Genomic DNA, 12,076 nt, shown 5'->3' with positions numbered 1-12,076 from the left:
CGGCACCGCGGTGCACGGGGGCGCCGCCGGGGAAGGAGTTCCGGCATGCACCCCACTCCCGCCCGGATCCTGCGCCGGCGAGTGGCGCAGCTCGACGCGGCACCGGAGCTGACCACCGACACGGACGCCGGGCTGCGCCATTTCACCGCCGTCATGACGGGGTGGACCGAGCCCGAGATGACGGCCCTGGCGGGCGGTCCGGCCGTCCTGGCCCCGTCCGAGCTGGCGGAGGCGGACGGGATGGCCGACGGCTGCCTGCTGCTGGGCCGGCTCGCCCGGGACGAGGAGAGTCTCGTCCGGGGGCCTCTCGACCGGACGCGCCAGCACTGGATCGGCACCAGCCCGCACGAGCTGGTGCCGCACCGGTGGCTCACCCCGGACCGGGAGCGGTTCACCGCGCCCGGCGGGGACCCCGGCCCTCCCCGCACGAAGCCGTTCCACCTGGGGCTTTACACGTCCACGGCGCGGCGTGACGGGCCGGGCATGTGGCGGATGTACCTCGACCTGGGGTCCAGTCTCCACCCCCGGCCCTGGCGGACGTGGCAGCTGCCGGTCACCGATCCCGCCGCCGACGTCCTCGAAATCGGCGGCGCGGCCGACTGGGCGGCTTTCGTCGGGCGCTATCCGCTCGTCCGCGGCGACGACGTCTACCCCGACTGGGCGAAGACGGCCCGGGACGTCGCCGGGGTGCACATGACGCTGCGCGCGATCGTCGCGGCCCAGGGTTTCCGCATCCCGGTGGCGGACGGCCTGGCCGCGGCGCCGTTCTGGGACATCGAGTCGGCGCTGTGGCTGCGCTGGTGCTTCTCCGCTCCGCGCCTGGAAGAGGTCACCCCGCCCCCCGTCCGGCCGTGACGGCCCGGTGGGGTCAGGCGAGCGCGATGGCCTCGACGCGCGGCTCGGCGATCTTGACGAAGTCGCGCGTGGCCAGAGCGAGGGACCGGTCGAGGCGTGCTGCGTTGAAGAAGAACTCCCGGTTCTCCAGCAGTGCCGGGTCGACGACGAGTTCCACCTGCTGGTCGAAGGAGAACGGCAGAATCGTGCCGCTGGCACAGCCCGAGAGCCGTTCGGCGACGTCCTGAGCGGCGAACCCCACGTAGGTCCCGCCGAGCAGGCTCTTGATCGCAGCAAGGTCCACTCGCCTGTCACCGGGAACGACGGCGAGCACGTAGCGCGTCACCTTCTTGCCCAGCTTCACCATCACGACGATGCACTTGGCCGCCTGGTGAAGCTCGTGCCCGCGCAGCCGGCTCACGGCCTCCGTGCCGCCCTCGGGCTCGTGCTCGATCGTCCGGTACTCGGCACTGTGCTCATCGAGCAGAGCGATCAGCTTCTCGTGCATCTCGTGCGAACCCATGCTTCCACAACCCCTGTGCGCGCTGGCAGTTGACTGATGGCAAAGAGGTTTCATTATGCAGATTCCGGTGCCGGGCCCGGGGGTTGCAGGGGGCGGCCGCAGCGGAGGTTCCAGCGGCCGGCGCGGGCGGTGAGTTCGGTCAGGGTCAGCGGGGCGACGTCCAGGCGCCAGAACACCTCGGGCGGCAGCCCCAGCGCGTGCACCATCGCCGCCCGGATCACCGCCGGGCCGGCCACCACCGGCACCCGGCCGCCCGCACCGGCCGTCCGCTCGTCCAGCCACGCACCCACGCGCCCGACCAGAGCCGTCACCGGCTCCCCGCCGTGCGGCGCGGCCCCGGGGTCCGTCAGCCAGGCCGCCACGGCCTGCGGTTCGGTGGCCGCGACCTCGTCCAGCGAACGGCCCCGCCATCGGCCCACCTCCAGGTCCCGCAGGGCCGGCTCGGGGGCCGCGTCCAGGCCCAGGGCCGCCGCCGTCTCCCGGCAGCCCCTCGCCGGAGCGGTGTACGCGCGCGCACCGCGCGGCAGCGCACCCGCCGCCTCGCGGGCCCGGTGCACCCCCGCCTCGTCCAGCGGCGCGTCGTCGTCGAAGCGCACCGCCCGCAGCGCGGGCCCGGCCGCGGGCGAGATCAGCAGCACACGCACGGTCATGGTCCTTCTCCTCCCCGGAAGACGGCGCTCGCGCCCGGGGGCCCAGCACACCATGGGTGCGGGCGCGGGCGTGCGCCGGGGGTGCGCATCCACACGCCTGTAGCGCCCTCACCTGCCACGAGGTACGGTCGCGTGTACATGACGACGGTGCGTTCGGAAGCCGGTGCGAATCCGGCACGGTCGCGCCACTGTGTACCTGACGGTCACCCGGTCACGACGGGGCGGCGGCAGGAAGTCAGACCCGGCACCGTCGTCCGCACCAACGACCGGGACGCGTTGTTCCCCTGGAGGTACCACCATGGCTCAGTCCGCCGCCCCCGCACCGAGCACCCCCGCCATACCCGAGGTCGCTCCCCTCTCGCTGAAGGAGATCGCCCCCTGGGCGGCCTTCGTGGGCATCCTGATGCTGGTCCTGCTCTACTTCGTGGGCGCGGAGCAGGGCGCCACCTCGCTCATCGCCGGCGAGGACGTGCACGAGTGGGTGCACGACGGCCGGCACCTGCTCGGCTTCCCCTGCCACTGACAGCCGGAGGAATCGAGCTCGTGAACCTCGTGAACCCGGTATCGGTGAGAGCCCTGCTCGTACGGGGCATGCTGGCCGGTCTGATCACCGGCGCCCTCGCCCTGGTCACCGCCTACCTGCTCGGCGAGCCCCACGTGGACGCGGCCATCGCCTTCGAGGAGGCGCACAGCCACGACCACGGTGACGGCGGCGTGGAGCTGGTCAGCCGGACGATGCAGGCCACCGGCGGCCTCGCCACCGGCATCCTGGTCTACGGCGTCGCCCTGGGCGGCATCGCCGCACTGGCCTTCTGCGTGGCCCTGGGCCGCATCGGCCGCTTCGGCCCCCGGGCCACGGCGGCCCTGGTCGCGCTCGGCGCGTTCGTGGCCGTCTTCCTGGTGCCGTTCCTCAAGTACCCGGCGAACCCGCCCGCCGTGGGCGACCCGGACACGCTGGACCAGCGCACCGCGCTGTTCTTCCTGATGATCGCCCTCAGCGTGCTGCTCGCCGTCGGCGCGGTCATCCTCGGCCGACGGCTGGCCCCCCGCCTGGGCAACTGGCACGCGACGGTGGCGGCGGGCGCCGCGCTGGTGGTGGCGATCGGACTCGCCTACGCCTTCCTGCCCGCCGGCGGCAACGTGCCGGAAGGCTTCCCGGCCACGCTCCTGTGGGAGTTCCGCCTGGCGTCGCTGGCCGTCGAGCTGGTGCTGTGGACGGGCTTCGGCCTGGTCTTCGGCGAGCTGGCCGAGCGACTGCTCACACCGAAGGAGGCACCGGCCGGCCACAAGGCCGACCCGGCGGCCGTCACCCCGGCCGCCTGACCCGGCCGGCAGGCACCCCCTCCAGGACCGGCCCGGCACCCCGCCCAGCGGGGCACCGGGCCGGTCCCGGCATGTCCGGGGCCGCCGGTCCGCCGTGAGGCGACGTCACCTCAGCCGGTCCCCGCATGGACCGCCAGCAGGCCGGCCACCGTCCTCGCCCACGGGAACTCCTCCGCCCTCGCACGCGCCGCAGCCCGCCGGCGCTCCCGCGACTGCGCCGTCAGGCTCACCACCGCGGCCGCCATCGCCTCCGCCGACGCCGGAACCGCCAGCCCCGCCCCCGGCGCCAACAGCTCCTGCGCCGCCCCGCGGTCGGCCGTGACGACCGGCGTCCCACAGGCGAGCGCCTCCAGCACCGACAGGCCGAAAGCCTCCACCGGACAGGGGGCCAGCGCCACATCCGCCGCCGCCGTCACCGCGGCCACGACCCGGCGGTCGTTCACGTGACCGTGGAAACGGACGGGCAGCCCGGCGGCACCCCGCCGCAGACGCGCACGTTCCGGGCCGTCGCCCAGCACGTCCAGCCGGGCCGCCACGCCCCACCGCCGCAGCACGCGCAGCGTCTCCGGCAGCAGCTGCGGACACTTCTCCGCCGACAACCGCCCGGCGTACACCAGCCGGACCTCCGCATTCCCGCCGGCCGGCGCCGGCCGTCCCCCCTGCACCGCCGCCCCACCCGCCGCCGGGTGAAAGACCTGCAGGTCGACGCCGAGCGCCACCCGGTGGAGCGCCGGCGCCCCCACCCGCGCGAACTCGGCACAGGAGAAGGCCGACGCCGCCACCACGGCATCGAACGCCCCCGCCAGCCGGCGGTTCCACGCATCGGCCGCCCGGCCCAGCGGCAGCACCGCCGGCACCCGGGGCGCCAGGATCGCGTCGAGCCGCTCGTGGGAGAGCAGGACCGTGCGCACCCCCCGGGCCCGGGCCCGGCGGGCGGCATGAACCAGCGTCAGCTTGTCCGACACCTCGACCACGTCCGGCCCCAGCCGCCCCAGCAGCGCCCGCAGTCCGCGCAGCACCGGCGGCGCGAGCACCAGCCGGTAGCCGCCGCCCACCGGCACCCCGGGCACCGTCAGCCGCAGCCCGTCGACGGCGGTGCGCTGCAGCCCGTACCCGCCGCCGGGCACGACCAGCACCCGCTCGTGCCCGGCGGCCACATAACCGCGGCCGAGGGCGTCCACCGTGGTGCGCAGACCGCCGGAGGCCGGGCCGTAGAAGCCGGCCAGCTGCACGATCCTCACGTCGCGGCCCGCCGGGCCGCGCGGACCAGCCCGGCGTACGTGCACGGGCGCGCCCCCGCCGCAAGGGCCAGGTCGACGGCCTCCAGGGCGCGCTCCCGCAGCCCGGGACGGTCCAGGTCCGCCGGGTGCAGCGCGATGCGGAACGCCTTGCCCCGCACCGACCAGCGGCGGGCCGCCGCCGGCATCAGCCGGGCACCCACCCCCTCGCCGAGACCTCCCGGGCGGTGGGAGAGCGCGGGCATGCGGTGGCGGCGGCCGGTGCGCAGGTCGTGCACCGCCAGGTGGCTCGTCGTGTACTCCAGGCCCAGGCCGCGCAGCGCCGCCACACTCCCCGGCGAGGCGAGCCACCCCGGCGGAGTGAAGCCCTCCGGGACGATGCCCACCGAGGCCAGGGCGGCCAGCCCGCTCGTCAGCCGGTCGTGCGCCGCCCGCTCGTCCAGCGCACAGAACTCGGCACACCCCCGCGCCACCACGGCGTTCACCCACCGGCGCGGCAAGGGGCCGCCGGGCACGGCCCGGTGGACGTAGCCGTGCAGCGCGAGCTCGTGCCCGCGCCCGCGGGCGTCGTGCAGCCACCGCACCAGGGCCGCGTCCTGCGGCAACCGCGGGCCGCGCCAAGGCCCCGGCACGAGCAGCAGCGTCGCCGGCACCCCCCGCGCATCCAGATCGTCCAGCCACCGGCGGCCGGCCGCGAAGCTCCAGGGGGCGACGTCGTGCACCGAGACGACGAACACAGCACTCACCCCCCGAGGATCCCCCACGACGGTGTACGCCACATGAACTCACCGTCCGCCCCGGCGCGTTGCGGGTCGCCTGGACGAACGGGGGCCGCCCGGTACCGTGGTGCCACGCAGCACGCGTGAACGGGGGGATGCGTCATGCGCGGAGCGGCTCGTCGTGCACTCCGGTGGTGCTCTCCCCACCAGGTCTGTACGGAAGCAAGGACACCATGACCGCGACCCCCCTCAGCGCTCCCGGAATCCCCGCGTCCGCCTCCCGGCCCTCGCCCCCCTTCGTGCACCACACCCCCGTCCTGCTCACCTCGGCACTCGCGGCGATACCCCGGGGCCCGGTGACACGGTTCACCGAGTCCTGGAACGACCTGCCCGCCGACCCCCACCTGGGCACGGCCGCCGCCCCCTACCGCTTCCGCCGCTACGGCCGGTTCCGCATCCTCGGCGACCGCCTGGAGCGCCTGCCGCACGCCGCCTTCTTCCAGGAACGCACCGTGAACAGCGTGAACGGCGGCGTGGACCGCATGTTCGCCCCGTTGCGCGACGCCGTCGCGGACGGACCGGCCCTGCGCGCGGTCGTCCGCACCCTCTGGGACCGCCTGCCCGGCCCCCGCACCGGCATCGACACCTGCGGCGTCCATCAGATCCGCATCACGGCCACCGCCGGGGCCGAGGGACACCCCACCCCCGAGGGCATCCACCGGGACGGACACTGCTACGTGGCCCAGGTGCTGATCCTGCGGGAGAACGTGCGCGGCGCCGAGTCCTGCCTGTACGACCTGCGACGGCAGCCCCTCCACCGGACGGTGCTGACCGCGCCCCTGGAGACGATCGTCCTCGACGACCGGCGCGTCCTGCACGGCGTCTCACCGCTGCGGCCCGCCCCGGGGTCCCGCACGGGCCTGCGCGACATGCTCCTCGTCGACTTCTTCCGCGGTGACGCCCGCCACAGCCCCGAGCCGCCGTCGGAGGCACACTGTTCCTGACTACTTGTCATGCGCAGGAGGCAGGAGACCCCATGCGGTACGCGGACGGCCCGAGTGTTCACGAAGAGATCCACATCAAGGCGGCACCCTCCGATGTCTGGCGGCTGGTGACCGACATCGCGCTGCCCGCCAGGCTCAGCCCCGAACTCCAGCGCACCGAATGGCTGGACGGCGCCACCGGGCCGGTACTGGGCGCGCAGTTCGCCGGCTACAACCGGCACCCCGTGGCGGGCCTGGAGTGGCGCACCGTCTCCCGGGTGGCCGTGCTGGAGCCGGAGCGGCGCTTCGCCTGGGAGGTCATCGACCCGGAGGGCCGGTACGGGGAGGAGCCCACCGACCCCGCCCGCCCGCTCGCCACCTGGACGTTCGAGCTCCGGGCGGCCGACGGCGGCACCGTGCTCAGCCACTCCGGGCGCATCGGCCCGGCCCGTTCCGGGCTCAACCTGGCGATCGACCGCGAGCCGGAGCGGGAGAAGGAGATCGTGCAGGCGCGCCTGGGCGACCTGCGCACCGGCATACGGGCCACGCTCGACGGCGTCAAACACCTCGCCGAAGAACGCGCGTAATCCCGGATTCGGGGAAACAGCGGCCAGCCTGGCACGGAAACGCCCCGTTTTCGATGATGGTGATTCCATGACCATGATCAAGGCCGTCACCTTCGATGCCTACGGCCCCGCCGACGTGCTCCGGCTCGTCGACACCGACCTGCCCGCCCCGGGGCCGGGGCAGGTCCGGGTCGCCGTCCGCTGTGCCGGGGTCAACCCGATCGACCACAAACTCCGCAGCGGTGCCCTCGCCGAGCTGTTCCCCCTCGACCTGCCGCACGTGCCCGGACTGGAGGCGTCCGGCCTCGTCGAGGCGGTCGGCGAGGGGGTGACGGAGGTGCGGGCCGGGGACGCGGTCCTCGGCCGCACGGTCACCGGCGCCTATGCCGAGCAGGCCCTGGCGTCGGCCGCCGAGCTCGTCGTCAAGCCGCTCTCACTGGCCTGGGAGGAGGGGGCGGCCCTGCCGGTGGCGGCCGAGACGGCCTGGCGCACCCTGGACGCGCTGCGGCTCAGCGAGGAGGAGACGCTGATCGTCCACGGCGCCGCCGGAGGCGTGGGCACGCTGGCGGTGCAGTTCGCGCGGGCCCGGGGCATCCGGGTGATCGGCACCGCGAGCGAGTCCAACCACGCGTACCTGCGGGGCCTCGGCGCGATCCCCGTCGCCTACGGGGAAGGGCTCGCCGACCGCGTGCGGGAGGCCGCCCCGGAGGGGGTGGACGCGGCGCTGGACGCCGTCGGCAAGGGAGACGCCGTCGGGGTGTCGGTCGAACTGACCGGCGGGCCCGACCGGGTGGTGACCATCGCCGATGCCGAGGGCGCCCGCCGCCACGGCGTGCGCTTCAGCTCCGGCCCGAGCGCCCAGACCGCGACCGCCCTGGGCGCGGCGCTCGCCCTGCACGAGGCCGGCATCCTCCAGCTGCCCGTGCATCGCGTCTACCCGCTGAGCCAGGCCGCGGAGGCGCAGCGCGCGAGCGAGCACGGCCACCTCACCGGAAAGATCGTCCTCGCGGTCGTCTGAGGCGGCCCCACCCCGGGCGCCCCCGGTCTACAGCCCGACCGTGAGCCGTGCGTCGGGGGCGACGCCCGGCAGCCGTGTGTTGGTGACCACTGCGAGCTCGGGCTGCCGGCCCGGGCCCGGGCGCCACTGGCCGCCGATCAGCGGCAGCAGCGCCACGTTGGGCGTGGGCCCGCACGTGAAGTCGAGCGGGCCGGCGACCGTGTCCAGCCGGGTGCGGCCCAGGGCCTCGGCGACCGCCCGGCGGTCGGTGGGGTCGGCCGCCGTGGCCAGGGCGTGGGCGGCCACCTCCAGCAGGGCGTGCGCGGGGCCGAGCAGCTGGAGCCAGGGTTTGCCCGTGCTGCGGCGGTAGTCCCGGGCCAGCGCGGCCGCGGTGGTGTCGTCGACGGACGAGCGGAAGGGGTGGCGCGGCGACCAGTAGACGAGGGTGGCGATCCGGGTGTTCGCCAGCCCGTCCGTGTGGGGGCTCGCGCGGGGCTGGGCCAGCCACCGCGAGCAGGTGATCAGCCGTGGGCGCAGCCCGGCCTCGTGGGCCTGCCGGTGGAAGAGCGCCAGGTCCTCGACGGTGGCCGCGCTCGTGACGACGTCGGCCCCGGCCTCCTGGAACCGGCGCACGCACTGCTCGAAGCCGGTGGCCGGCTCGCGGTAGCCGCCGGGGTCGACGAGGGTGTGCCCGCGCGCGGTCGCCACGGGGACGAAGCCGTGGCGGGGGTGGCGCAGGGAGTGGCCCTGCGGACCGTCGTTCCACAGGCAGCCGACCGTCCGCCGCGGTCCCACGCGTTCCCACATCTCGGCGAAGACCGCCGCGATGTCGTCCAGGCCCCAGGCGAAGTGGTAGGTCCAGCGGAAGGGGCGGGCTGCGGGCTCGGCCCCCCTGCCGAGCAGGTAGGTCTGCCAGGGGAACGCCGTCGACACGCAGGGGATGCCCAGGACCTCGCAGGAGTCGGCCACCGCGGGCAGCACCCGGGTGCCGTCCGTGGTCACCACCGCCTGCACCCCTTCGTCCCGGACGAGTTCGGCGACCGCCCGGCGCGCCCCGTCGGCGTCCGAGCGGCTGTCGCGCCAGGCCAGCCGGAGGGGGAGACGGCGCGAGCCGTGCGCGAGGTGCGTCAGCCGGGGTGCCAGCCGCTCCAGTACGAAGGCCAGGGGATCCCCCAGCCGGGCCAGCCGCCCCGTCCGCGGCACGACGGCCCCGATGCACAAGCCTTCCGTCCGGTGCACAGCCACCCCTGTTCCCTCCGATTTCCGCCCGCCCCATGGCCTCAAGAAACAACGTCCCCTCGGAAAAGCCTGGTTGACTCGCGACACCCCGGACCCGGAAGGGTGATTCCGTATCCGGCGGCTCCCGGCGCGGCGGGGGTGCGGGCCCTTCCGTCCGCCGGGCGGCGGGCGGAACGTGACCCGCGCATGGGACGAATGCCTGGTGCAACCGGCATATCGGACAGCCGTCATTCGGCCGATCTCCCGACGATCAGGAACGCAGGGGCCGCCTGTGTCGTCCGCCCCTGCACGCGACTCCCGGCACGTTGTATACGGAAGTTGACACAGGTCACATCGGACGTGATCCCCCCTCTGGGCGGATCGTCCAGGTGAGGAGGCCGTCCGGAGCGGTGGCAACTTTCGGCCAGCAATCCTCCGGGCCCCCGGGGCTACTGCCCAGTGCGCCGCGCGTGGGGGTTCGGGCATGACGCACTATATGGCTGAGCGGTCGGGAGGCGGTCGAGCCTCCCGGTGCCGGAGCACGTCCGTGCCCGGAGCCCGCGTCATCGTGGTGCGGCCGGGCTCCGGCCGCGCGGCCCGGAACGGGGCATCGGCACCCGGTCCGTGGCAGGGGAGGAACGGCCGGCCGGTAGGGGGAGCCCGGCCGCCAACGGAGCCATGAGGTGGGGACCTATTCGATGTGCTCCGGACGCCCGGCCGGCGTCCCGCGCACACGTCATGCACACGGATGCCGCGCGCCGCATGCGCGACGTCCGTTCCTTGGGGGGAGAAGCACATGGGGCGTTCATCCCGTCCGGTCGCGGGCTTGGCCGCGGCCGTCCTGCTGGCGGTGGGCCTGCCCGCCGCCGGCGCGCAGGGCGCGCAGGCCGCAGCGGCCGTACCCCGCGTCGACCTGCGCGTTCTCGTCGTCGACGACGGCGGCCCGGCCGTCGAGGCGATCCGCGCCGAACTCGATGCCGCCGGCACCCCGTACACCAGGGTCGACCTGGGCGACCGGGGGCGGCCGCGCATCGACGACGCCTTCCTGAGCGACACCGTGGACGGCAGGCCCCGCGCCAAGTACCAGGGCGTGGTGCTGCCCAACGACAATCCGTTCGGGGACGGATCGGCGGAGATGGCGGCCGTCGCCGGATACGAGAAACGGTTCGGCATCCGGCAGGTGGACGCCTACACCTACGCTCGCCCGGCGGTCGGCCTGACCACCGTGCACGCCGGGTCCCTGGACGGCCGGACCGCGCAGGTCACCGCCGAAGGGGCTGCCGGGCCGTTCGCCTACCTCAGAAAAAACGTTCCTTTCGAGGACAACGACACCGGTGTGAACGAGAGCTACGGCTACCTCGCCGCTCCGCTCGACCGGCAGCCGGACGGAGCGACCTACACCAGCTACCTCGACGCCCCCGTCCCCGACGGGTCCCGGCGCGGCTCACTGGTCGGCCAGTACACCCACGACGGCCGCAGCGAACTGGTCGTCACCTTCGTCTACAACCAGTACCAGAGCCAGTTCCGGCTGCTCTCGCGCGGCATCGTGGAGTGGCTGACCCAGGGCGTCCACCTGGGCGCCTCCCGCAACTACTTCGCCGTCCACGTCGACGACGTCTTCGGCTCCGACGACCGGTGGGACTCCCAGCTCAACTGCACCCCGGGCGACGTCGACTGCCCGCCGGGCACCCACCCGGAGAACGACCCGATCCGGATGACCGCCGCCGACGCCCAGTACGCCGGGCAGTGGTCCCGCGACCACGGCCTCACCCTGGACCTGGCCTTCAACGGCGGCGGCAGCGAGGGCTACAAGGAGGCCCACGCCGGCTCCGACCCGCTCGCCCGGCAGCTGGTCGCCGACCAGAGCGCCTACCGCTGGATCGACCACACCTACAACCACCCCTTCCTCGGCTGCCTGCAGAACACCTCCGTCGTGCCGTGGAAGTGCGCCACCGACCTGCTGGGCCGCACCCGCTGGACCAGCCGCGCCACCATCACCGCCCAGATCGACGACAACCGGGGCTGGGCGGCCCGGCAGGGCCTGGCCGTCGACAAGGACGAACTGGTCACCGGCGAGCACTCCGGCCTGAAGACCGCGCCGCAGCAGCCCGAGGACAACCCCGAGCTCGCGCCCGCCCTCACCCAGACCCAGGTCGCCTGGCTCGCCAGCGACAGCTCGCGGGAGCGCGAACAGCGCCGGGTGGGGCCCTCCCTGACGGTGCCCCGCTACCCCATGAACATCTTCTACAACGCCGGCAAGGCCACCGAGCAGGTCGACGAGTACAACTGGCTCTACACCCGCAAGGCCGACGGCGGCAGCGGCGTGTGCGAGGGCTCGGCCACCACCACCTGCCTGCCGGCACCCCTGTCGTCCTCCACCGGCTACACCGACTACATCGTGCCGCTGGAGAGCCGGATCGCCCTGGGCCACGTGCTCGCCAACGACCCGCGCCCGCACTTCATCCACCAGTCCAACCTCGCCGAGGAGCGCATCGGCTACCAGGCGCTGGAGAAGATCCTCGCCGACTACCGCAGTCTCTTCGCCGACAGCACCCCGCCGGTCAACCTCCGGATGCGGGACATCGGGACGGAGCTGCGCAAGCGCGCCGCCTGGGCCGCCGCCGTCCGCGAGGGCAAGGTGAGCGCCCACCGCATCGGCGCGGACATCAGCGTCACCGCGCCCGCCGGCGTCGACGTCAGCGCGACGCTGCCCACCGGCACCGTCCAGGTGCAGGGCACCGGCCGCATCCCCTTCGGAACCGCCTACGCCGGGCTCCGCTCCGGCTGGGCCGCGCCCGCCACGGGCGAGGGCTCCCTCGCCTTCGCCCTGGCCGACTCCACCTCCGCGGCCCGCGTCCTCCTGGGGAAGGCCACCCGGGTGCAGGCACCCGCGGCCGCCCTCCCGGTGCCCCGGGGCGTCACCGCCCGGGTGCCCTACGGGCCCGGCGACAGGGTCCGGCGCTGAGGCAGGCCGGCAGCTTCGTGCAGCACCGTCCCGTCGCCGCGCCGCCTTCTGGAGAGAACC

12 protein-coding genes are annotated in these 12,076 nt (G+C 74.6%); 7 read left to right on the top strand and 5 right to left on the bottom strand.

Annotated elements, in window-relative coordinates; genetic code table 11:
* Positions 1 to 45: 45 nt before the first annotated feature.
* Positions 46 to 855 carry a hypothetical protein gene (locus IE182_RS10970; RefSeq protein ID WP_190109532.1) on the top strand — a complete coding sequence of 270 codons (810 nt, stop codon included), beginning with the start codon at positions 46 to 48 and terminating at the stop codon, positions 853 to 855.
* 13 nt (positions 856 to 868) lie between these two features.
* On the opposite strand, the gene IE182_RS10965 is transcribed toward IE182_RS10970, so the two are convergent.
* The gene (locus IE182_RS10965) at positions 869 to 1,357 is read right to left on the bottom strand and encodes a YbaK/EbsC family protein (RefSeq protein WP_190109531.1); all 489 of its coding nucleotides are present in this window, start codon (positions 1,355 to 1,357) and stop codon (positions 869 to 871) included.
* A 53-nt stretch (positions 1,358 to 1,410) separates the two neighbouring features.
* Positions 1,411 to 2,007, bottom strand: a complete 597-nt coding sequence (locus tag IE182_RS10960) for a histidine phosphatase family protein (RefSeq protein WP_190109530.1) — start codon at positions 2,005 to 2,007, stop codon at positions 1,411 to 1,413.
* A 298-nt stretch (positions 2,008 to 2,305) separates the two neighbouring features.
* Between IE182_RS10960 and IE182_RS10955 the strand changes: the two genes are divergently transcribed.
* Positions 2,306 to 2,530 carry a CbtB domain-containing protein gene (locus IE182_RS10955; protein ID WP_190109529.1) on the top strand — a complete coding sequence of 75 codons (225 nt, stop codon included), beginning with the start codon at positions 2,306 to 2,308 and terminating at the stop codon, positions 2,528 to 2,530.
* A gap of 29 nt (positions 2,531 to 2,559) precedes the next feature.
* On the top strand, positions 2,560 to 3,330 hold the full coding sequence (locus IE182_RS10950) for a CbtA family protein (protein ID WP_190109738.1): 771 nt from the start codon (positions 2,560 to 2,562) through the stop codon (positions 3,328 to 3,330).
* 110 nt (positions 3,331 to 3,440) lie between these two features.
* On the opposite strand, the gene IE182_RS10945 is transcribed toward IE182_RS10950, so the two are convergent.
* Both IE182_RS10945 and IE182_RS10940 read right to left on the bottom strand, forming a co-directional pair.
* Positions 3,441 to 4,571 carry a glycosyltransferase gene (locus IE182_RS10945; RefSeq protein ID WP_190109528.1) on the bottom strand — a complete coding sequence of 377 codons (1,131 nt, stop codon included), beginning with the start codon at positions 4,569 to 4,571 and terminating at the stop codon, positions 3,441 to 3,443.
* Positions 4,568 to 5,314 (bottom strand): DUF2334 domain-containing protein, encoded by a 747-nt coding sequence (locus IE182_RS10940; protein WP_190109527.1) that lies wholly within the window; start codon positions 5,312 to 5,314, stop codon positions 4,568 to 4,570. The genes IE182_RS10945 and IE182_RS10940 overlap by 4 nt, the downstream gene beginning before the upstream one ends.
* Positions 5,315 to 5,520: 206 nt before the next feature.
* Between IE182_RS10940 and IE182_RS10935 the strand changes: the two genes are divergently transcribed.
* From IE182_RS10935 to IE182_RS10925, 3 genes are all read left to right on the top strand, one after another.
* Entirely contained in the window at positions 5,521 to 6,291 is a 771-nt protein-coding gene (locus tag IE182_RS10935) for a 2OG-Fe dioxygenase family protein (RefSeq protein ID WP_190109526.1), read from the top strand.
* A 32-nt stretch (positions 6,292 to 6,323) separates the two neighbouring features.
* Positions 6,324 to 6,857 (top strand): SRPBCC family protein, encoded by a 534-nt coding sequence (locus IE182_RS10930; protein ID WP_190109525.1) that lies wholly within the window; start codon positions 6,324 to 6,326, stop codon positions 6,855 to 6,857.
* Positions 6,858 to 6,930: 73 nt separating this feature from the next.
* Positions 6,931 to 7,854: an NADP-dependent oxidoreductase gene (locus IE182_RS10925; RefSeq protein ID WP_190109737.1), complete on the top strand. Its 924-nt coding sequence runs from the start codon at positions 6,931 to 6,933 to the stop codon at positions 7,852 to 7,854.
* A gap of 27 nt (positions 7,855 to 7,881) precedes the next feature.
* On the opposite strand, the gene IE182_RS10920 is transcribed toward IE182_RS10925, so the two are convergent.
* On the bottom strand, positions 7,882 to 9,072 hold the full coding sequence (locus tag IE182_RS10920; RefSeq protein ID WP_229844731.1) for an ABC transporter substrate-binding protein: 1,191 nt from the start codon (positions 9,070 to 9,072) through the stop codon (positions 7,882 to 7,884).
* A gap of 775 nt (positions 9,073 to 9,847) precedes the next feature.
* Here IE182_RS10920 and IE182_RS10915 point away from each other — a divergent pair.
* Complete coding sequence (locus IE182_RS10915) at positions 9,848 to 12,016, top strand: hypothetical protein (protein WP_190109523.1); 2,169 nt, start codon at positions 9,848 to 9,850, stop codon at positions 12,014 to 12,016.
* The last annotated feature ends 60 nt before the right edge of the window (positions 12,017 to 12,076 follow it).

This window comes from Streptomyces cinnamoneus (assembly GCF_014650495.1).
GTDB lineage: Bacteria > Actinomycetota > Actinomycetes > Streptomycetales > Streptomycetaceae > Streptomyces > Streptomyces cinnamoneus.
Note: the sequence above shows the minus strand (reverse complement) of the source record. Positions and strands in the feature narration are given on the sequence as shown.

Bases quoted from the DNA above. Each gene is read 5' to 3' on its own strand.
- IE182_RS10970 (WP_190109532.1), top strand. From the start codon at position 46: ATGCACCCCACTCCCGCCCGGATCCTGCGCCGGCGAGTGGCGCAGCTC.
- IE182_RS10930 (WP_190109525.1), top strand. From the start codon at position 6,324: ATGCGGTACGCGGACGGCCCGAGTGTTCACGAAGAGATCCACATCAAG.
- IE182_RS10915 (WP_190109523.1), top strand. From the start codon at position 9,848: ATGGGGCGTTCATCCCGTCCGGTCGCGGGCTTGGCCGCGGCCGTCCTG.
- IE182_RS10965 (WP_190109531.1), bottom strand. From the start codon at position 1,357: ATGGGTTCGCACGAGATGCACGAGAAGCTGATCGCTCTGCTCGATGAG.
- IE182_RS10960 (WP_190109530.1), bottom strand. From the start codon at position 2,007: ATGACCGTGCGTGTGCTGCTGATCTCGCCCGCGGCCGGGCCCGCGCTG.
- IE182_RS10925 (WP_190109737.1), top strand. From the start codon at position 6,931: ATGATCAAGGCCGTCACCTTCGATGCCTACGGCCCCGCCGACGTGCTC.
- IE182_RS10935 (WP_190109526.1), top strand. From the start codon at position 5,521: ATGACCGCGACCCCCCTCAGCGCTCCCGGAATCCCCGCGTCCGCCTCC.
- IE182_RS10955 (WP_190109529.1), top strand. From the start codon at position 2,306: ATGGCTCAGTCCGCCGCCCCCGCACCGAGCACCCCCGCCATACCCGAG.